Origin of the sequence: Rhodoplanes tepidamans (assembly GCF_030813915.1) — a bacterium.
GTDB classification, from domain to species: Bacteria; Pseudomonadota; Alphaproteobacteria; order Rhizobiales; family Xanthobacteraceae; genus Rhodoplanes; species Rhodoplanes tepidamans.
In genome coordinates this window covers 87,354-105,811 of the sequence record NZ_JAUSUJ010000012.1, presented here as the reverse complement: position 1 = coordinate 105,811, position 18,458 = coordinate 87,354, and the positions used below count along the sequence as shown (strand labels likewise).

Sequence of the window (18,458 nt, the reverse complement as noted above, 5' to 3'; positions counted from 1 at the left end):
AGAACGCCGCCATCGGGGCCGTGCTCGGCGACCTCGCGTCGGGCCGCCCGATGGATCGGCTGGTGTGCGGCGACGTCGGCTTCGGCAAGACCGAGGTGGCGCTGCGGGCGGCCGCCGCGGCCGTGCTGGCCGGCAAGCAGGTGGCCGTGGTGGCCCCGACGACGGTGCTGGCCGCCCAGCACGCCGAGACGTTCCGCCGCCGCTTTGCGACGCTCGGCATCGCGGTGGGGCATCGGTCGCGCATCGCCCGGCCGGCCGAGAAGCGGGAGCTCCTGGCCGAGCTGGCGGACGGGTCGCTTCGGCTGGTGGTCGGCACCCATGCGATCGCCGGAAAGGGCGTGCGCTTCGCCGATCTCGGCCTGGTCGTCATCGACGAGGAGCACCGGTTCGGCGTGCGCGAGAAGAGCAGGCTGCGCGCCCTGGCGGAGAGCGTGCATCTGCTGACCCTGTCGGCGACGCCCATCCCGCGCACCCTGCGGATGGCGACCCTGGGCCTGCAGGAGCTCAGCACGATCGCGACGCCTCCGGCCCGGCGGCTGCCCGTCCGCAGCATCGTCCGCGATTTCGACCATGCGACCGTGGCGGCCGCACTGCGTTACGAGCGCCGGCGTGGCGGCCAGTCCCTCGCGGTGTGTCCGCGGATCGAGGACATCCCGGCCATGGCCGAGCGCCTGCGGCACATCGTGTCGGACCTCGTCGTGCTCACCATCCACGGGCGGATGCCGGCGGCCGAGATCGACGACACGCTGGTGAGCTTCGCCGGCGGCGGGGGCGACATTCTGCTCGCGACCAACATCATCGAGAGCGGCCTCGACCTGCCCCGCGCCAACACGATCCTGATCTGGCGTCCGGACCGGTTCGGCCTCACCCAGCTGCATCAGCTGAGGGGGCGGGTCGGTCGGGGCGCGCGGCGCGCCTTCGCGTATTTCCTCTCCGATCCGGAGCAATCGAAGACGGCCGCGACCGAGAAGCGGCTCGCGGCCATCCGCGACGTCTCCGGGCTCGGTGCCGGATTCGCGCTGAGCGCCCGCGATCTCGATCTTCGCGGCTCCGGCGCGCTGTTCGGGGAGGACCAGGCCGGGCACATCGAGATCGCCGGGCCGGAGCTCTACGCCGAGCTGCTCGACCGCGCGGTGCGCCAGGCGCGGGGCGAGACGCTGGCAGACGAGACCATCCCGGAGCTGCATGTCGAGGCCGGCGGACGAATCCCGCCGGAGGTCGTGGCCGACGCCGATACGCGGCTCGCGCTCTACGCCCGGCTCGCCAAGGCCCGCCACGAGGACGAGTTCGACCAGATCGAGGCCGAGATCGAGGACCGCTTCGGCGAGGCGCCGAGCGAGCTGGACGACCTCCTGGCCCTGGCGCGCGTCCGGTCGCGCTGCCGGGCGCTGGGCGTCACGCGGGTCGATGCGGGTCCGCAGGCGATCGCATTGACGCTGCGCCCCGATGGTCGCCCGGACGCGCCGCACGCGGACCGATGCGGGCTGCGGTGGAGCGGCGAGCGCCTGATCGCCGACGTGCCGACCGATCCGGGAAACCGGATCGAGACCGTGATGACGATTCTCGACGACCTCGCCGGGTGACTCCGACGGCGACGGGGGCGTCGGCCGTCGTCATCCCGAGGCGGAGGGATCGGGGTCGAACAGATGCGGTCGGGACAGCAGGAGCAGGGCGACGAGCGCCAGGGTCTTGAGATCCTCGATCTGCTTCGCCTCGATCATCCGGCGCAACGCGACGAGGGGAATCTCGGTCACCTGGATGTCCTCGTGCTCCCCGGCAGCGCCGCCGCCGCGCCCCACCCGGTCGTCGGCGGAGTAGCTCGCGAGATAGAGGTCCAGACGCTCGGTCGACACGCCGGGCGAGCTCCAGACGCGGCCCGCATGCTCCAGCTCCCGCAACCTCAGCCCCGTCTCCTCCAGCGCCTCCCGCCTCGCCGTATCGGCCGGCTCCTCGTCCTCGATCATGCCGGCCGGGCACTCGAGGAGGTCGGCACGACCTTCCGTGATCAGCACGGGCGGGCGCAGCAGCTTCACCAGGATCGCGGTCCGGCGGACCGGATCGTAAGGCAGCACCGCGGCGGCATTGCCGTGATCCTCCACCTCGCGGCCGACCTCGCAGCCGTCGTCGAGTTGCAGGCGCACACCGAGGATCTCGGTCCATCCTCCGTACAGCGTGCGGGTCCGAAGGACTCTCGCCGGCATCGACGTCGCTCCTCGCCAGGGCGGCGGGAGAGGGACCGCGCGCCCGAGATGGTCCCATCCGGCCAGGGGTCGTCCCGCCGGTGTTTCTGCCCGGGACTGTCGGGCCAGCGCCGCCGCGCCGGGACATCGCGTCAGCGGGCGGCCGGCGGCCTCGTCGGCTCGCCCGCTGCGGACACAGGGTCCGGTTCGGCCTGCGAGGCCGGCCGGGCCTTCGTCCGCAGCACCAGGCGGAAGAACAACGGCACGAACAGGATCGCCAGGAAGGTCGCAGCCAGCATGCCGCCGATGACGCCGGTGCCGACCGAATGACGGCTCGCGGAACCGGCCCCCGAGGCGATCGCCAGCGGCAGCACGCCGAGCACCAGCGCGAGCGAGGTCATCACCACCGGCCGGAAGCGCAGGCGCGCGGCCTCGATGGCGGCGCGCGTGGCCGAGCGCCCGGCCTCCTGCCGGTCCGCCGCGAAGGCCACGATCAGGATCGCGTTCTTGGCGGCGAGACCGATCAGGGTGACGAGCCCGACCTGGAAATACACGTCGTTCTCGATGCCGCGCAGCCAGATCGCCAGGATCGCCCCGAACACCGCGAACGGCACGGCCGCGACCACCGCCAACGGCAGGCTCCACCGCTCGTACTGGGCCGCCAGAACGAGAAATACCATGAGGATGCCGAACAGAAAGCCCTGGGCACCGCTGCCGGCCGTCTGAATCTCCTGATAGGCCGCGCCGGTCCAGCCGATCGTGTAGTCCGCCGACAGCGTCTCGGCGACCACCTGCTGGATCGCCGCGATCGCCTGGCCCGACGAGAAGCCGGCTGCCGGGCTCGCCTGCACCCGGGCCGCCGGGAAGACGTTGAACCGCTCGACCACGTCCGGCCCGACCGTGCGCGAGACCGTAACGAGGGCCGAGAGCGGCACCATGGCGCCTTCCTGAGAGCGGACGAAGACGTGGCGAAGGTCGTCCGGCGTCTCGCGGAACGCGCCTTCGGACGACAGCGTCACCCGGAACGTGCGGCCGAACAGGGTGAAGTCGTTGACGTAGAGGCTGCCGAACGAGCTCTGCATCGTATCGAACAGCGAGGCGATCGGCACGCCGAGCGCCTTCGCCTTCTCGCGGTCGACGATGACGCGGTATTGCGGCGTCCCGGTCGAGAACGTCGTCGAGACGCCGGTGAGCTCGGGACGCCGGCCGGCCGCCGCGACCAGCCGCTGCACCGCCTCGTTCAGGCTCTCCAGGCTGCCGCCGGAGCGGTCCTGCAGGTAGAACTCGATGCCCCCGGTGGTCGAGATGCCCTGGATGGGCGGCGGGTTGAAGCCGATGACGACGCCATCGAGAAACCGCGCATTGAGGGCCGCAAAGGCGCGCGGCAGGGCGCGGGCGTCGAGAGCCGGGTCGGTGCGCTCGGACCAGTCCTTCAGCGAGACGAAGGAGACGCCCGAATTGGTCTTCTGCGCGCCGGCCAGGAAGTCGAAGCCGGCGAGCGTGACCACGTCGGCGACGGCGGGGTGGGCGACGACCCCGGCGCTCACCTTCTCGGTGACGGCGAGGGTGCGGTCGAGCGAGGCCGCCGGCGGAAGCTGGGTGACGAGAAACACGTAACCCTGGTCCTCGGACGGCACCAGCGCGCCCGGCACCCGCTGGAACAGGAGCCAAGTCGCGCCGAGCATGACGGCGATCAGGGCGATCGCCAGAACGGCGTGGCGCAGGAAGAACCGCACGCCGGCGGTGTAGCGCGACGTCAGCGCCGAGAAGCCGCGGTTGAACCAGCGGAACGGCAGCCACGGCTCGCGGTGGCCCGACTTCAGCAGCAGCGCGCACAACGCCGGGGTGAGCGTGAGGGCGACGATGCTGGAGATGATCACCGACACCGCGATGGTGACGGCGAACTGCCGGTAGAGCTCGCCGGCGAGCCCGCCCAGGAACGACACCGGCACGAACACCGCGGCCAGCACGAGCGTCGTCGCGACGATCGGGCCGGTCACCTCCCGCATCGCCTGCACGGCGGCGTCGTAGGCCGAGATCGTCCCCCCGGCCATGTTGCGCTCGACATTCTCCAGAACCACGATGGCGTCGTCGACCACGATGCCGATGGCGAGGATCAGCCCGAACAGCGTGAACAGGTTGATCGAGAAGCCGAGCAGGTACATGCCCGCGAAGGTGCCGACGATCGACACCGGCACGGCGAGCACCGGGATCAGGGTGGCGCGCCAGGTCTGCAGGAAGACGAACACGACCAGCACGACCAGCGCGATCGCCTCGGCGAAGGTCTTGGCGACCTCCTCCACGGAGGCCTGGATGAACCGCGTCGTGTTGAACGGCACGTCGTAGCGCAGCCCCTCCGGAAAGCGCCGCGACAGGCGGTCCATGGTCTCCTGCACGGCGGTCGCGACCTCCAGGGCATTGGCGCCCGGCTGCAGATAGACGCCGATCGGCACGGCCGGCGCGCCGTTCAGGGTGGCGACGGTCGAGTAGTTCTGCGAGCCGAGCTCGACCCGGGCGACGTCCTTGACGCGCAGCGCCGCCCCACTCGGGTCGGAGCGGACGATGATGTTCTCGAACTCCTTCGGATCGGCGAAGCGCCCCTGCGTGGTGACCGAGTAGGTGAAGGCCTGATCGCCGCGCATCGGCTCCTCGCCGAAGCGGCCGGCGGCGAACTGCGAGTTCTGCTCGCGGATCGCCGCGGCGACGTCGCTCGGCGTCAGCTTGTACTGCGCCACCTTGTCGGGACGCAGCCAAATCCGCATCGAGTAGTCCGACGCGCCGAACAGCGAAGCATCGCCGACGCCCGCGGTGCGGCGCAGCTCGTCGATGACGTTCACCAGCGCGTAATTGGAGATGAAGATGGTATCGTAGCGCCCCCCCGGCGACGACATGGTGACGACCTGCAGGATCGAGCTCGACCGCTTCGCCACCGTGACGCCCTGGCGCCGCACCTCCTCGGGCAGCAGCACGGTCGCACGCTGTACGCGATTGTTGACGTTGATGGTCGCCTGGTCCGGATCGGTGCCGATCTCGAACGACACCGAGATGCGCATCGTTCCGGTGCCGGTCGCGGTCGAGCGCATGTAGATCATGCCCTCGACGCCGTTGATCTGCTGCTCCAGCGGGGCCGCGACCGTCTCGGCGATGGTCCGCGCGTCGGCGCCCGGATAGGTCGCGGAGACGATGACCTCGGGCGGCACGATGCTCGGATACTGCTCGATCGGCAGCGCCCGGATCGAGACGAGTCCGGCCAGGACGATCACGATCGACAAGACTGCCGAGAAGACCGGCCGGTCGATGAAGAACTTGGAGATCACGGCCGCGCCTCGCCGTTCGCCGGCGCGGCGCCGGCACCGGCGCTGCCACGGCCGGAGCCGGTGGTCGCCGGCGCGCCGCCCGGGCCCGTGCCGCCGCCGGCCTCGGCGGCCGCCGGCCCACCTCCGGGCGGAACGGAGTCGGCCGACGCAGGACGCACCGGCTGGCCGGGCCTGACCCGGATGATGCCGTCGACGACGATGCGCTCGCCGGCTTCGAGACCCGAGCGCACCACGAAGCCGTCCTCGATCTCCTGGCCGAGCCGCACCGGCCGCGCCTCGGCCACGTCCGAGCGGTTGACCACGTAGAGTGCGGCACCCTGCGGCCCCTGCACGACCGCGCGCTTCGGCACCACCAGGGCCTCCGGCAGGGTGATGCCGCGGATCACCACCCGGACGAACTGGCCGGGCAGCAGCTCGCCGTCGGGATTGGGAAAGACGGCGCGCGCCCGGATCGTGCCGGTCTGCAGATCGACTCGCTGCGCCGCGGTGTCGATGCGACCGGACCGCTCGTAGACCGTGTCGCGGCCGAAACGCAGCTCGACGGTGAGGTCCTTCTCCGAGATCGGCTCGGCGCGGCGCTCGTTGAGCTCGCGGAACTCCTGCCCCTCCTCGTCCGTGAACGAGAAGTCCACATACGCCGGATCGAGCGGCGTGATGGTGGTGAGTAGCGTCTGCTGCGCCTGGATCAGGCTGCCGATCGCCGGCGAGGTGAGGGCCGTGACGCCGTTCACCGGGGACGTGATGGTCGTGTAGTCGAGGTTGAGGCGCGCGGCATCGACCTCGGCGCGGGCGAGATCGACTGCGGCGCGCGCCTGATCGCGGGTCGCAGTCGCCTGCTCGAGCTGCTGCTCGGAGGCGACGGCGCGCTGCCGCAGTTCCGCGATGCGGGTATAGTTCTCCTCCGCCTGCGTCAGCGTCGCCCGCGCCTGGGCGAGCTGGGCCTCGACCCGGGCGAGCGCCACCTTGAAAGTCGCGGGGTCGATCCGGAACAGCACCTGGCCTTCCTTCACCGGCGCGCCTTCGTCGAACTCGCGGCTGAGCAGCAGGCCGCCGACCCGCGGCCTGACCTCGACGTCGCGCAACGCGGCGATTCGGCCCGCATATTCGACCGGTAGCGGCACCTCGCGCGGCGTAACGGTGATCACGCCGACGGTGGGTGGAGGCTGCGAGGGTGTGCCGCCCGGTGCCGCACCATCGCCAGCCGGAGCCTGCGCCTGCTGCGAAGCACCGGGCCCGGGCGGCAGCACGCCGCCGGGACCGCGCCATCCGAACGCCCAGGCCAGAGCCACGACCGCCAGGACCGCCACGACCGAAACGATGACGACACGACGGACCACGGGCACTTTCCGTATTGGCGGGACAGGAGTTCGTGCACGTCAACTCCGAACCGCCGACTTGGTGCCATGCGGCAGGTCGATGCGCCTTCGGCGCCTTCCGCCCTCCCCCATGATCCGCAACCGGTTCCGCGGTAACATGAGAAGGATCAGGCACCCGTGGGCAATTCAGCGGCGGCGAGCGGCGCGAATCCAGGCGACGAGCCTGTTCAGACGCTCCGTCGCGAGGGCGCGCAGCAGCAGACCGACCGAAAGCGCCGTCCCGGCCGCAGGCGCCAACCCCGGACCGCCGGTGCCGTCGCCTGCCATCAGGCGTGCCAGGTTTTCGGCGAACATCCTCGTCAGCCGCGCCGCCAGATCCTCCACCAGCGCGCCGCGGCTCACCTGCGCCAGCGGGCCGGACAGGACCGCGGCGACCGTGACGTCGACGCGTGCGCCCTCGGGCTCGGCCGTGACCGTGTAGGTCGCCTCGGCGGCGACGCGCGTGCGGGTGAGCCGGTCGCTCCCCGCACCCAAGATGGTGCCGCGGCGGGCCGATCCATCGCGGGCGATTTCCGCCTCGCCGTCGAAGGCGGCCGCCATCGGGCCGAGCGTGACGGTCATACGGCCGACGACGCGATCGCCGGCGACACTGACGATCGACGCGCCCGGAATGCACGGCACCACGGCGGCGATGTCGGACAGGACGCGCCATACGGCGTCGGGCGGCTGCGCCACCGTGAAGGCCTGCCGCAGCGCCACGGTCGGGGCGGCGCCGGCGAGGCCGAGCGGGCCCATGCTGGATGCGGGCGTGGCACGGGCCGGCGCGGCACTGAGGGACGGCGCGCCGGCCGCGCTCGGACGCGCCGGCCGCGAGCCGACCGGCCCGAGGCTCTCACGGCAGGACCGCATGACCGGCAGGCGCCCTGCCCGCCGCGCCTCCAGCACCGAGAGGATCGCCCGGACGATGCCGCCATACCCGGTGCAGCGGCATAGATTGCCACTCAGCTCGCGACGGACGCGCGCCTCGTCGGCGTCGGGCAGGCGCAGCACGATGTCGCGCGCCGTCACCAGCATGCCGGGCGTGCAGTAGCCGCACTGCAGCGCGTGCTCGCGCGTGAATGTTTGGCGCAACGCCGTCGTGACGGGGTCGTGCTCGAGCCCTTCGAGGGTCGTCACCTCGGCACCGTCGCACACCGACGGAAACGTTATGCAGGCGCGCGCCGGCTCGCCGTCGATCAGGATCGTGCAGGCACCGCAGACGCCCTGCTCGCAGCGCAGATGCGTCGCCGTGAGATCGAGCTTGTCGCGCAGCACGTCGGCGAGGTGCATGCGCTCGTGCACCGTCTCCTCGATGGCACGGCCGTTGACGGTGAGGCGGATCGTCTTCATGTCCGGCTCCGGACGGCTGCGGCCCGGTCGGCGGCGCGGGCGAGCGCCGTCACGTGCAGGGCGCGCTCGGTCCCGCCGTCGCCGCCGTGCGCGCCGAGCAGCCGGTTCAGTGCGACGCGATCGAGGGCCCCGGCGCCGACCGGACCGCCGCCGAACAGGCCGCGCGCATCCCCGACCACCAGCGGCGGCCCGCGCAGGGCTCCGATCGCGATGCGGCAAATGCCGCGCTCGTGGTCGACGAGCACGGCGGCGTTGGCGAGCGCGAACTCGCCCGCCTTGCGGGTGAGCTTGACCCACCCCCAGGCGGCGCTGTGCGACGGCACCGGAACGCGGATGCGCACCAGGATCTCGCCGGGCGCCAGCGCCGTCTCGAACGCGCCGGTCGCGAAGCCCGCCACCGGCACGCTGCGCTCCGTCCGTCCGTCGGAGATGATCACGTCGGCACCGAGCGCGGCGAGCGCGGTCGGCCAGTCCGCCGCCGGATCGGCGTGGCAGAGGCTGCCGCCGACCGTGCCGCGGTTGCGCACCGCGCGGTAGGCGACATGGCCGGCGACCTCGGCCAGCATCGGGATTGCGTCGCCGGCGCGGCCGTCTTCGACGGCCGCAGTGGTGACGCACGATCCCAGCACGACCTGATCGGCGGCATCCACGGCAACGGTCAGCTCGGCGATGCCGGCGACATCGATCAGCAGGCGCGGCCGCGCCAGCCGCAGGTTCAGCATCGGCCCGAGCGACTGTCCGCCGGCGACGAGCTTGGCCCCGCCGCCCGCCTCTCGCAGCAGACGCGACGCCTCGGCGAGGCTCGCGGCCCGCACCGTCTCGAACGCGACCGGCTTCATGCGGACGTGCTCGCGCGGGCGGCCGCGACGGCGGCCAGAATGCGCTCCGGCCCGAGCGGCACGCCCTGCAGCTCGACGCCGAGCGGACGCAGCGCGTCGTTGACGGCTGAAACGAGCGCGGCGGGCGGCCCGATGGCACCGCCTTCGCCGATGCCCTTCGCCCCGAACGTGGTGTTGGGCGACGGCGTCTCCATGTGCAGCACCCGGATCTCAGGCACGTCGCCGGCGCCCGGCAGCAGATAGTCGACCAGGGTCGAGGCGAGCGGCTGGCCCTGGGCGTCGAACGACACCGCCTCGAACAGTCCGGTGCCGATGCCCTGCACGGTGCCGCCGCGCACCTGGCCGTCGACGATCATCGGATTGACCAGCACGCCGCCGTCCTCCAACACCACGTAGTCGAGGATCTCGACCAGCCCAGTCTCCGGATCGACGGCGACGCAGACGGCGTGCGCCGCGTAGCTGAAGGTGCCGCTATCGCGCTTCGCCCGGTAGCCGGCCGTCACCTCGAGCCCGCCAGTGTCGACATCGGGGGGCAGGTGCTGCGGCTGCAGGTACCAGGCACGCGCCACCTCGGCGAACGACACGCTGGCGGAGGCGGTGCGCACGCAGCCGTCGCCGACCGTCGCGTCGGCCGGATCGGCCTGCATCAGCCACGCGCCGATCGCCTTGATCCGCTCGCCCAGGATTCGGCACGCCTCGGCCACGGCGCCGCCGCCCATCACCATCGAGCGTGAGCCCCAGGTGGCTGTCGAGAACGGCGTGTAGAGCGTGTCGCCCTGCATCACCCGGATGCGCGCGAACGGCACGCCGAGCACCTCGTGGGCGACCTGCGCGAAGGTCGTCTCGTGCCCCTGCCCGTGCGAATGGGTGCCGACCCGGATCTCGAGATCGCCGTCGACGGTGAGGCGCGCGATCGCCTGTTCGTACCCAGGCACCACCGGCCGCCCCCAGCTCGCCAGCACGGTGGTGCCATGGGCGCCCTGCTCGCAGAATACCGCGAGACCGACGCCGATCAGCCGTCCGTCGGACTCGCCGCGGGTCTGCCGCGCGCGGATCGCCTCGACCCCGATCGCCGCGACGGCGCGGCGCACCGCCTCCGGATAGTCGCCGCCGTCGAAGTGCCGCCCCATCACGTTGTCGTAGGGCATCTGCTCGGGCCGAACGAGATTGCGCAGCCGCACTTCGTAAGGCTCCACACCGATCTCGCGGGCGATGCCGTCCATCACGGCCTCGATGGCGAGGCACACGCCGGTGCGGCCGACGCCGCGATACGGCAGGATCGGGCACTTGTTGGTGGCCACCGCCGCGGAGCGGCAGCGGTAGGCGCGGAAATCGTAGGGGCCGGGGATCAGGCTCGCCACCATCGAGGCTTCGAGCGCCGCCGACGTCGGGTAGACCGAGTAGGCGCCGGCGTCGACATGGGCGACGCAGTCGATGCCGAGCAGGCGGCCGTCGCGGTCCGCGAAACCGGTGACGACATAGTGGTGCTCGCGGCAGTTCGCATTGGCGCCGAGGTGCTCGCGGCAGTCCTCCAGCCAGCGCACCGGATGCCCGAGCGTCTGCGCCAGCCAGCCGAGCACCACCTCCTCGCGGCACAGCAGGCCCTTGTAGCCGAAGCCGCCGCCCACATCGGGCGAGATCACCCGAACGGCGCTGTCGGGCAGGCCGAGGCAGTCCGCGACGCCGAGCTGCACGATGTGCGGCATCTGGGTCGCACTGACCAGCGTGAGACAGCGCAGCCGGTCGTCCCGGAAGGCGAGCGCGCCGCGTCCCTCCATCGGGAACATGCACTGCCGGGCGGTGCGGATCTCGCGGGTGATCTTGAGCGGCGCGGCCAGCACCGCCTCGGTCATGCCGCGGTCCTCGACCGTCTCGATGAAGACGTTGTCGCCCCACTCCTCGTGGACGAGCGGCGCGTCCGGCCGCCGCGCCGCCAGCATGTCGGTGACGGCCGGCAGCTCCTCGTAGTCGAGCTCCACCCGCTCGGCGAGATCCTCGGCTTCCGCGCGGGTCGCCGCGACGCACGCGGCGACGACCTCGCCGACGAAGCGCAGCTTGCCGGTCGCCAGGATCGGCTCACTCGACAGCTTGAAGCCCTTGATCGACGTGATCGCCCGCACCGGCTTGACGCCCCGGAGATCGGCCGCCGTGAACACGGTGCCGGCGCAGTCCTCCGGCGCCCTCACGGCGCGCAGACGCGCATGCGCCACCGGGCTGCGCACGAAGGCGACCTCGCGGGTGCCCGGCACGCGCCAGTCCGCGACGTACTGCCCGCGCCCGCGCAGGAAGCGGTCGTCCTCGGTCCGCGCGACCGAGGCTCCGACGCCGGTGGCGGACATGCTCACGTGCTCCTCATCTTCGATCACTCCGTGCCTAGAACATGGGCTTGCCAATCCACCGCCCCGCCCCCCAGCATCCGCCGATCTCCGAAACGTGTGCGCCTCGCCGCTGGACTCGTACCATGTATAGGAAGATGGTTTGTATATGAAGTCCTCGCACGATCGACCGGGCGACCGACGCCTCCACGGGGGAGGTGCGCGGGCGACGCGTTTCGAAATGCGGCACACGACATGACGGGATCCGGAGGCACTGCGCTGAAGAACGATCCCGCGGCCGACGCAAGACCCGGGCCAGCGCCGCCGCCGGCCCTGGACATCCGCGACCTCCGCAAGCAGTACGGCGAGCTGGAGGCGATCCGCAGCGTCTCGCTGGCGGTCGCCGACGGCGAGTTCGTCAGCCTGCTGGGGCCGAGCGGCTGCGGCAAGAGCACGCTGCTGATGATCGCCGCCGGGCTTTCGCGCGCGAGCGGCGGCAGCGTGACGATCGGCGGTACGGCGGTGACGGGGCCGCGGCGCGACACCGGCGTGGTGTTCCAGGCGCCGGTTCTGCTGCCGTGGCGAAGCGTGCTCGACAACGTGCTGCTGCCGATCGAATTCCAGGGGCTGCCGCGGGCGACCTACGAGCCTCGCGCCCGCGATCTCCTGCGCATGGCCCGCATCGACGCCTTCGCCGACGCGCTGCCGCACCAGCTCTCCGGCGGCATGAAGCAGCGTGCCGCGATCTGCCGTGCCCTCGTTCACGAGCCGAAGCTCCTGCTGATGGACGAGCCGTTCAGCGCGCTCGACGCCATCACGCGCGACGAGATGGGCGTCGAGCTCCTGCGCCTGTGGCAGGCGTTCCGCAAGACCGTGGTGTTCGTCACCCACTCGATCCGCGAGGCCGCCTTCCTGTCGGACCGGGTGCTGGTGATGGGGCGGCGGCCCGCCACCATCGTGGAGGAGGTGGCGATCGACCTGCCACGGCCGCGCCAGATCGCCATGACCGAGGACGAGGCGTTCAATCGTCACGTGCGCCGCCTGCGCCGCGCCATCGAAGAGAACCATGGCTGAGACGATCCGAGGCTGCACGACCCATGGCTGAACCGTCCCGCAACGCCTCGACCGTCGCCTGGCCGATCGCCGTCACGGCCGGCCTGCTGGCCGGCTGGGAGGTGATCGTCCGCGCCCTCGGCGTACGCCCCATCATCCTGCCGGCGCCCTCGGAGATCGTCCGGGTGATGATCGCCCGCCACGACGTGCTGCTCGACAACCTGTGGCCGTCGCTCACCCTCACGGTGCTCGGCTTCCTCCTCTCGGTCGCCGGCGGCATCGCGGTGGCGCTGCTGATCACCTACTCGCGCGCCTTCCGGCTCGGCTTCTACCCGATCATCGTGGTCTCGCAGGTGGTTCCGAAGGTGTCGATCGCGCCGCTGTTCATCGTCTGGTTCGGTACCGGGCTGGTGTCGAACCTGATGCTCGCGATCCTGGTCGCGTTCTTTCCGATGACCATCAACGCCGTGATGGGGTTCACGAGCACGGACGGCGACATCCACAAGATGGCGCGCGCCTTCATGGGCTCGCCGGCGCAGATCTTCTGGAAGATCCGGCTGCCCAACGCCCTGCCCCACATCTTCGCCGGCATGAAGATCTCGATCACGCTCGCCATCATCGGCGTCATCGTCTCGGAGTTCGTCGCCTCGCAGGAGGGCATCGGCTACCTGATCAAGCTGTCGAGCGGGCTCCTCGACACGCCACTGATGATGGCCGCCATCACGGTGCTGAGCCTCGCCGGGCTCGCGCTCTACGGCCTGATCGCGCTCGCCGAGCGCCGCGCCGTCTACTGGCAGCCGCCCGCCGACGTCGGCGCCGGCGGCGGATGAGGCATGAGGAGACAGAACAATGGCCCAGGTCGAATTGTCCCGCACGACGGAAGTGCCCGGCCGTATCCTCAGCGACGAGGTGCTGCCGGCCCGCGCGTGGTGGCACAAGCGGCTCGACAGGGGCTCGGTGCTGCGCATCGTCGATCTCGAAGGCTGCCAGGCGGTCGACACGATCGTCTACGACGCCGCCGACACCGCGGTGCGCTACAACGCCGCCAACACCATGAAGCTCGCCGGCAGCGTCTATCTCTCGAAGGGTTGCGTGATCTACGACGATCTCGCCCGGCCGATGATGACGATGATCGAGGACACGGTCGGCCGCCACGACACGCTCGCCGGCAACTGCAGCCGCGAGATCAACATGGTGCGCTACGGCGCGACCGCGCCGACGAGCTGTCGCGACAACTTCATCGCGGCGCTCGCCGAACTCGGCATGAGCGCGCGCGACATCCCGGCCAACATCAACTTCTTCATGCATGTTCCGGTCGATGGTGACGGCCGCGTGGCGATCGCCGACGGCATTTCCAAGCCAGGCGACTACGTGGACCTGCGCTGCGAGCGGGACGTCATCGTCGTCATCTCCAACTGCCCGCAGGAGCACAACCCCTGCTCCGGCGGCCGCCCGACCCCGATCCGCCTCACCGTCTGGCAGCCCGCCTGAGGGCCGCATCCGTCTCGACCCCCGTCCGGCACAAGGAGAGCGACATGAACCCGAAGCGACGTGCGTTCCTGGGAGGGCTCGGCGCCGTCGGCGCCGCCGGCGCGATGGGCCTTCCGTCCGGTCGCGCCTCGGCCGCGACGCCGGTGAAGCTGACGCTGCCGTGGCTGCCGCTCGGCACCTACTCCTACGTGTTCGTCGCCAAGAAGCTCGGCTATTTCGAGAAACGGGGCCTCGACGTCACCATCGACCGCGGCTTCGGCTCGACCGCCGTGTGCGTTCCGGTCGACCAGGGCCAGTACGACTTCGGCCTGCTCGATCTCGCCGTGATGGCGGGCTGCGCCGGCAAGGGGCTCGACCTCACCGCCATCGGTGGCGTGTGGCCGCGCTCGCCGATCGGCATCTTCTCCCACAAGGAGCTCGGCATCACCAAGCCGAAGGACCTGGAAGGTCAGTCGATCGGCTTCGTCACCGGCGGCGGCGAGTTCCAGCTGTGGCCCGCCTTCGTCAAGGCGACCGGCATCGACGCGAGCAAGATCCGCATCGTCAGCATGGATCCGGCCGGCCTGATGCGCGCCACCGCCGACAAGCAGCTCAAGGTCGTGGGCAACTTCTTCGGCAGCATCGCGCCGACCTTCTGGGCCAACAAGATCGACATCGACGCCATGTTCTACGAGGACTACGGCGTCAAGATGTACAGCATCGTGCTGGCCTGCAAGAAGGCGACGCTGAAGAACCGGCCGGAGGTCTGCAAGGGCGTGGTCGAAGGCCTAATGGAGGGCCTGAAGTTCGCCTACCTCAACCCGGAGAAGGCGATCGACCTGCACATCGAGAGCCTCAAGGAGTTCCAGGGCGGCAGCCCGGCCACCCGCGAGGTGCTGATGTACGGCCAGGAGATCGGCACCTCGCTCGGCTTCGTTCCGTCGTTCAAGAGCAAGGGCCTCGGCTGGATGGACGACGACCTCGTCGCCGCGACGCGCGAGTCGGTCGAGACCTACATGGGCATCAAGCCGGTGCCGGCCGCAGCCGATCTCGTCACCAACCGTTTCGCCGGCACGGTGACGCTCACCGAGGCTGAATGGGCTCGGGTGGAATCGCGCGTCCGTGGATTCCTGCCCAGCCTGCGAGGATGAGGACGGGCGGGCCGCGCGCGCCCCGGCGGGTCACAGCGGGGCGCCCGTGCTACGCTCGCGCCGCTCGCGCCACCGTCGAAAGGTCCTCCCGTGAAGCTCGCGTTTCCCGACATGATCTCGAACTCCTACTTCCCCGCCCTCGCGGCGGCGGAGCTGGGGTTCTTCGCCCGCGAAGGACTGCCGCTCGTGCCGGAGCTGATCGCGCCGGCCGGCAAGACCTTCGCGGCGCTCGCCGACGGGGAAGCGGACTTCGTCGCCGCCGAGGCGCACGCGGCGCTCGGGCCCTGCCCGCGCTGGGCCGGCACCAGGCTCGTCTGCGCGCTCGGCCAGGGCATGTACTGGTTCCTGGTGATGCGCGCCGACATCGGCGCGAGGCGCGGCGACCTCTCCTGCGTGCGCGGTCGCCGCATCGCCGCGGCGCCCTTCGTCGAACTCGGCCTGCGGCAGCTCCTGCGCGACTCCGGCATCGATCCGGAGACCGAGGTTTCGATCGCGCCGCTCGAAGGCTCGCTCGGCCCCAAGGTCAATATCGGCGTGACGGCGGCACAGGCGCTCGCCGACCGCAGGATCGACGGCTTCTGGGCGAACGGCATGGGGGCCGAGATGGCGGTGCGGCGCGGTGTCGGTACCGTGGTGCTCGACGTGCGCCGCGGCGACGGGCCGCCGGGGGCGTTCGACTACACGTTCGCGGCGCTGGTGACGTCGGACCGGGTGCTGCGCGACCGGCCCGACGCCGCCGCCGCGACCCGCCGGGCGATCGCCGCTGCACACACAGCGTTGCGCGAGAATGTCGGCCTCGCCGGCGAGATCGGACGGCGGCTGTTCCCGCCCGAGAACGCCGCCCTGATCGAGGAGCTGATCCGCCGCGACCTGCCCTTCTACGACACGGCGATCTCCCGCCGCACCTACGACGGCCTCGACCGGTTCTGCCGCGACACCGGCCTGCTCGACGTGTCCTGCCCCTACGAGGCGGTCGTCGCGCCGTGACGCGGCGCGCTCACAGCTCGAGGTGGCGGGTCGCCCGGCTGCGGTCCGCGGCGAGCTCGGCCGTGGTGCCGGTCCACACGACGCGGCCGCCTTCGATCACCACGTGACGGTCGGCGATCCGCAGAAGCGCCTCGAGGTTCTTGTCGACCACCAGGATGGCGAGGCCGTCGGCCCGCAGCCGCTCGATCGCCGACCAGATTTCGGCCCGGACCACCGGCGCCAGGCCTTCGGTCGCCTCGTCGAGCACCAGGAGATCCGGGTTGGTCATCAGCGCTCGGCCGATCGCCAGCATCTGCTGCTCGCCGCCGGACAGGTGGTTGCCGAGATTGCCGCGACGCTCCTTCAGGCGCGGAAAGACGCCGTAGATGCGCTCCAGCGTCCAGCCACCCGCGGTGCCGCCGCGTGCCGTGGCGACGAGATTCTCCTCGACGGTGAGGCGCGGAAAGATCTGCCGGCCCTCCGGTACGTAGCCGAGCCCTTGCGCCGCGATACGGTGCGGCGGCGCGCCCGTCATGTCGCGGCCGCGGATGCGCACCCGGCCGCCCGTCGGCTTCAACAGGCCGAACAGCGTGCGGATCGTCGTCGTCTTGCCCATGCCGTTGCGGCCCATCAGGGTGACGACCTCGCCCGGCATCACCTCGAAGCCCAGGCCGAACAGCACCCGGGCACCGCCATAGCCGCAGTCCAGCCCGTCGAGCGACACCAGGGGCGCCGGCATCACACCGCCTCCTCCTCGCCTAGATAGGCCTTGCGGACGACAGGATCGGCGCGCACCGCGTCCGGCGCCCCGGTGACGGCGACGCTGCCGTAGATCAGCACCGTGATGCGGTCCGCCAGCCGGAACACCGTGCCCATGTCGTGCTCGACCAGCAGCATCGGGACGCGGCCCTTGAGAGACAGCAGGAGCTCGGTCAGCCGCTCGCCCTCGGCCCGCCCGGTGCCGGCCATCGGCTCGTCGAGCAGCAGGAGCTTCGGGTCCTGGACGAGGCTCATGGCGAGCTCGAGCGCCCGCCGCTCGCCGTGGGAGAGATCGGAGGCGCGGGTCTCGGCACGGTCGGCGAGGCCGACCCGGGCCAGCGCCGCCGCGGCCTCGTCGCCGAGTGCCGGATCGCGCAGCGCCGGCTGCCACGGCCCGAAGGGCCGGTCGCCGGCGGCGACGATCGCCACGGCGACGTTCTCGAGCGCCGTGAAGGTGCCGACCACGTTCGAGAGCTGGAACACGCGGCCGAGGCCGAGCCGGGCCCGGGCGGCGACACCGAGCCCGGTGACGTCGCGGTCGCGGAAGCGGATGCGGCCGGAATCGGGGCGCAGCGCGCCGGCGATCTGCGCGACCAGGGTCGTCTTGCCGGCGCCGTTCGGGCCGATCAGCGCGTGCACCTCGCCCGGCCGCACGTCGAGCGACACGCCCTGGGTGACGCGCAGCGCCCCGAACGACTTCTCGATATTGTCGAGCGCGAGAACCGGGGCGCTCATGCGGCCCCTCCCCGCAGCAGCGCCTTCAGATCGGCGCCGCGCAGCAGCACCACGGCGACGATGACCAGGCCGAGACCGAGCTTCCAGTGCTCGGTGAAGTGTCCGAGCGTCTCGTCGAGCAGCGTGACGGCGACGGCGCCCAGCACGGCCCCGGCGAGCCGGCCAGTCCCGCCGAGCACCACCATGACGATCAGCTCGCCCGAGACGTGCCAGTTCATGGTGGCCGGCGAGACGTACTCGACCTGGTTGGCGAGCAGCACGCCGGCCACCCCGGCGAGGCCGCCGCCGATCGCCAGCGCGATCAGCCGATGGCGGTACGGATCGAGGCCGAGCGCCTGCAGCTTTGCCTCGTTGGCGCGGCCCGCCCGCAGCATCAGGCCGTAGCGGGAGGCGATCAGGCGGTCGAGCCCGAACAGTGCGAGCCCGAGCAGGGCGACGGCGAGCATCGCCAGGCCGGTGTCCGACTTCAGGAGACGCAGCCCGAAGAGTGTCGAGCGCGCGGCGATCGCCATGCCGTCGTCGCCGCCGAAGGCCGACAGGCTGGCGGCGACGTAGTAGATCATCTGCGCGAAGGCCAGCGTGATCATGATGAAGTAGACGCCGCGGGTGCGCAGCGCCACCGCCCCCGTCGCGACCGAGAACAGCGCCGCGGCCGCGAAGCCGAGCGGCAGCACCACGAGCATCTCGGTGACGCCGTACTCGCCGGCGATCAGCACCACGTAGGCGCCGATGCCGAGCGGCGCGGCATGCCCGAAGCTGACCAGACCCGCCTGCCCGATCAGGAACGACAGCGACACCGCGGCGAGCGCCAGAAGCGCCGTGCGCGCCACCAGCGTCGCCCCGTAGACGCTGCCGCCGGCGTGAGCGATCGCCAGCGCCGCCGCGAAGCCGAGGACGCCGACGACGGCCGGATGGAGGGCGAGACGGACGCCGGCGGCCCGGCGTGGCGTCGGCACGGACTGCGCCAT

General features: G+C 71.5%; 15 protein-coding genes. 6 read left to right on the top strand and 9 right to left on the bottom strand.

Going from position 1 to position 18,458, the window contains the following annotated elements:
* The first annotated feature begins 50 nt into the window (after positions 1-50).
* The gene (locus J2S22_RS15525; protein WP_272775571.1) at positions 51-1,583 is read left to right on the top strand and encodes a DEAD/DEAH box helicase; all 1,533 of its coding nucleotides are present in this window, start codon (positions 51-53) and stop codon (positions 1,581-1,583) included.
* A 30-nt stretch (positions 1,584-1,613) separates the two neighbouring features.
* On the opposite strand, the gene J2S22_RS15520 is transcribed toward J2S22_RS15525, so the two are convergent.
* From J2S22_RS15520 to J2S22_RS15495, 6 genes are all read right to left on the bottom strand, one after another.
* Positions 1,614-2,201 carry an NUDIX domain-containing protein gene (locus J2S22_RS15520; RefSeq protein ID WP_272775570.1) on the bottom strand — a complete coding sequence of 196 codons (588 nt, stop codon included), beginning with the start codon at positions 2,199-2,201 and terminating at the stop codon, positions 1,614-1,616.
* A 131-nt stretch (positions 2,202-2,332) separates the two neighbouring features.
* Positions 2,333-5,497, bottom strand: coding sequence for an efflux RND transporter permease subunit (locus J2S22_RS15515; RefSeq protein WP_272775569.1), 3,165 nt, complete (start codon positions 5,495-5,497; stop codon positions 2,333-2,335).
* Positions 5,494-6,786, bottom strand: a complete 1,293-nt coding sequence (locus J2S22_RS15510) for an efflux RND transporter periplasmic adaptor subunit (protein ID WP_370878215.1) — start codon at positions 6,784-6,786, stop codon at positions 5,494-5,496. Before J2S22_RS15510 ends, J2S22_RS15515 begins: the two co-directional genes overlap by 4 nt.
* Positions 6,787-6,999: 213 nt before the next feature.
* The gene (locus tag J2S22_RS15505) at positions 7,000-8,202 is read right to left on the bottom strand and encodes a xanthine dehydrogenase family Fe-S subunit (protein WP_272775567.1); all 1,203 of its coding nucleotides are present in this window, start codon (positions 8,200-8,202) and stop codon (positions 7,000-7,002) included.
* A complete protein-coding gene (locus J2S22_RS15500; RefSeq protein ID WP_272775566.1) occupies positions 8,199-9,041 on the bottom strand; it encodes an FAD binding domain-containing protein in 843 nt (280 codons plus the stop codon). Before J2S22_RS15500 ends, J2S22_RS15505 begins: the two co-directional genes overlap by 4 nt.
* Positions 9,038-11,380: a xanthine dehydrogenase family protein molybdopterin-binding subunit gene (locus tag J2S22_RS15495; RefSeq protein ID WP_272775565.1), complete on the bottom strand. Its 2,343-nt coding sequence runs from the start codon at positions 11,378-11,380 to the stop codon at positions 9,038-9,040. The genes J2S22_RS15500 and J2S22_RS15495 overlap by 4 nt, the downstream gene beginning before the upstream one ends.
* Positions 11,381-11,611: 231 nt before the next feature.
* Between J2S22_RS15495 and J2S22_RS15490 the strand changes: the two genes are divergently transcribed.
* The 5 genes from J2S22_RS15490 (at position 11,612) to J2S22_RS15470 (ending at position 16,017) form a co-directional block, all read left to right on the top strand.
* On the top strand, positions 11,612-12,430 hold the full coding sequence (locus J2S22_RS15490) for an ABC transporter ATP-binding protein (RefSeq protein ID WP_272775564.1): 819 nt from the start codon (positions 11,612-11,614) through the stop codon (positions 12,428-12,430).
* A 23-nt stretch (positions 12,431-12,453) separates the two neighbouring features.
* Positions 12,454-13,239 (top strand): ABC transporter permease, encoded by a 786-nt coding sequence (locus J2S22_RS15485; RefSeq protein WP_272775563.1) that lies wholly within the window; start codon positions 12,454-12,456, stop codon positions 13,237-13,239.
* 19 nt (positions 13,240-13,258) lie between these two features.
* Positions 13,259-13,900 (top strand): DUF1989 domain-containing protein, encoded by a 642-nt coding sequence (locus J2S22_RS15480; protein ID WP_272775562.1) that lies wholly within the window; start codon positions 13,259-13,261, stop codon positions 13,898-13,900.
* A 44-nt stretch (positions 13,901-13,944) separates the two neighbouring features.
* Complete coding sequence (locus J2S22_RS15475; RefSeq protein ID WP_272840298.1) at positions 13,945-15,030, top strand: ABC transporter substrate-binding protein; 1,086 nt, start codon at positions 13,945-13,947, stop codon at positions 15,028-15,030.
* Positions 15,031-15,120: 90 nt separating this feature from the next.
* Positions 15,121-16,017, top strand: a complete 897-nt coding sequence (locus J2S22_RS15470) for an ABC transporter substrate-binding protein (protein ID WP_272775560.1) — start codon at positions 15,121-15,123, stop codon at positions 16,015-16,017.
* Between the two features lie 10 nt (positions 16,018-16,027).
* Here the strand turns inward: J2S22_RS15470 and J2S22_RS15465 are convergent, their stop codons facing one another.
* Genes J2S22_RS15465 through J2S22_RS15455 form a run of 3 tightly spaced genes read right to left on the bottom strand, consistent with a single transcriptional unit; the run spans position 16,028 to position 18,458 of the window.
* A complete protein-coding gene (locus J2S22_RS15465; RefSeq protein ID WP_272775698.1) occupies positions 16,028-16,723 on the bottom strand; it encodes an ABC transporter ATP-binding protein in 696 nt (231 codons plus the stop codon).
* An 11-nt stretch (positions 16,724-16,734) separates the two neighbouring features.
* Positions 16,735-17,490, bottom strand: coding sequence for an ABC transporter ATP-binding protein (locus J2S22_RS15460; RefSeq protein WP_272775559.1), 756 nt, complete (start codon positions 17,488-17,490; stop codon positions 16,735-16,737).
* On the bottom strand, positions 17,487-18,458 hold the full coding sequence (locus J2S22_RS15455) for a branched-chain amino acid ABC transporter permease (protein WP_272775697.1): 972 nt from the start codon (positions 18,456-18,458) through the stop codon (positions 17,487-17,489). Before J2S22_RS15455 ends, J2S22_RS15460 begins: the two co-directional genes overlap by 4 nt.

Coding starts and splice junctions, on each gene's coding strand:
- J2S22_RS15500 (WP_272775566.1), bottom strand. CDS start 9,041: ATGAAGCCGGTCGCGTTCGAGACGGTGCGGGCCGCGAGCCTCGCCGAG.
- J2S22_RS15455 (WP_272775697.1), bottom strand. CDS start 18,458: ATGGCGCAGTCCGTGCCGACGCCACGCCGGGCCGCCGGCGTCCGTCTC.
- J2S22_RS15475 (WP_272840298.1), top strand. CDS start 13,945: ATGAACCCGAAGCGACGTGCGTTCCTGGGAGGGCTCGGCGCCGTCGGC.
- J2S22_RS15495 (WP_272775565.1), bottom strand. CDS start 11,380: ATGTCCGCCACCGGCGTCGGAGCCTCGGTCGCGCGGACCGAGGACGAC.
- J2S22_RS15505 (WP_272775567.1), bottom strand. CDS start 8,202: ATGAAGACGATCCGCCTCACCGTCAACGGCCGTGCCATCGAGGAGACG.
- J2S22_RS15460 (WP_272775559.1), bottom strand. CDS start 17,490: ATGAGCGCCCCGGTTCTCGCGCTCGACAATATCGAGAAGTCGTTCGGG.
- J2S22_RS15480 (WP_272775562.1), top strand. CDS start 13,259: ATGGCCCAGGTCGAATTGTCCCGCACGACGGAAGTGCCCGGCCGTATC.
- J2S22_RS15490 (WP_272775564.1), top strand. CDS start 11,612: ATGACGGGATCCGGAGGCACTGCGCTGAAGAACGATCCCGCGGCCGAC.
- J2S22_RS15520 (WP_272775570.1), bottom strand. CDS start 2,201: ATGCCGGCGAGAGTCCTTCGGACCCGCACGCTGTACGGAGGATGGACC.
- J2S22_RS15525 (WP_272775571.1), top strand. CDS start 51: ATGGATCGGCTGGTGTGCGGCGACGTCGGCTTCGGCAAGACCGAGGTG.
- J2S22_RS15485 (WP_272775563.1), top strand. CDS start 12,454: ATGGCTGAACCGTCCCGCAACGCCTCGACCGTCGCCTGGCCGATCGCC.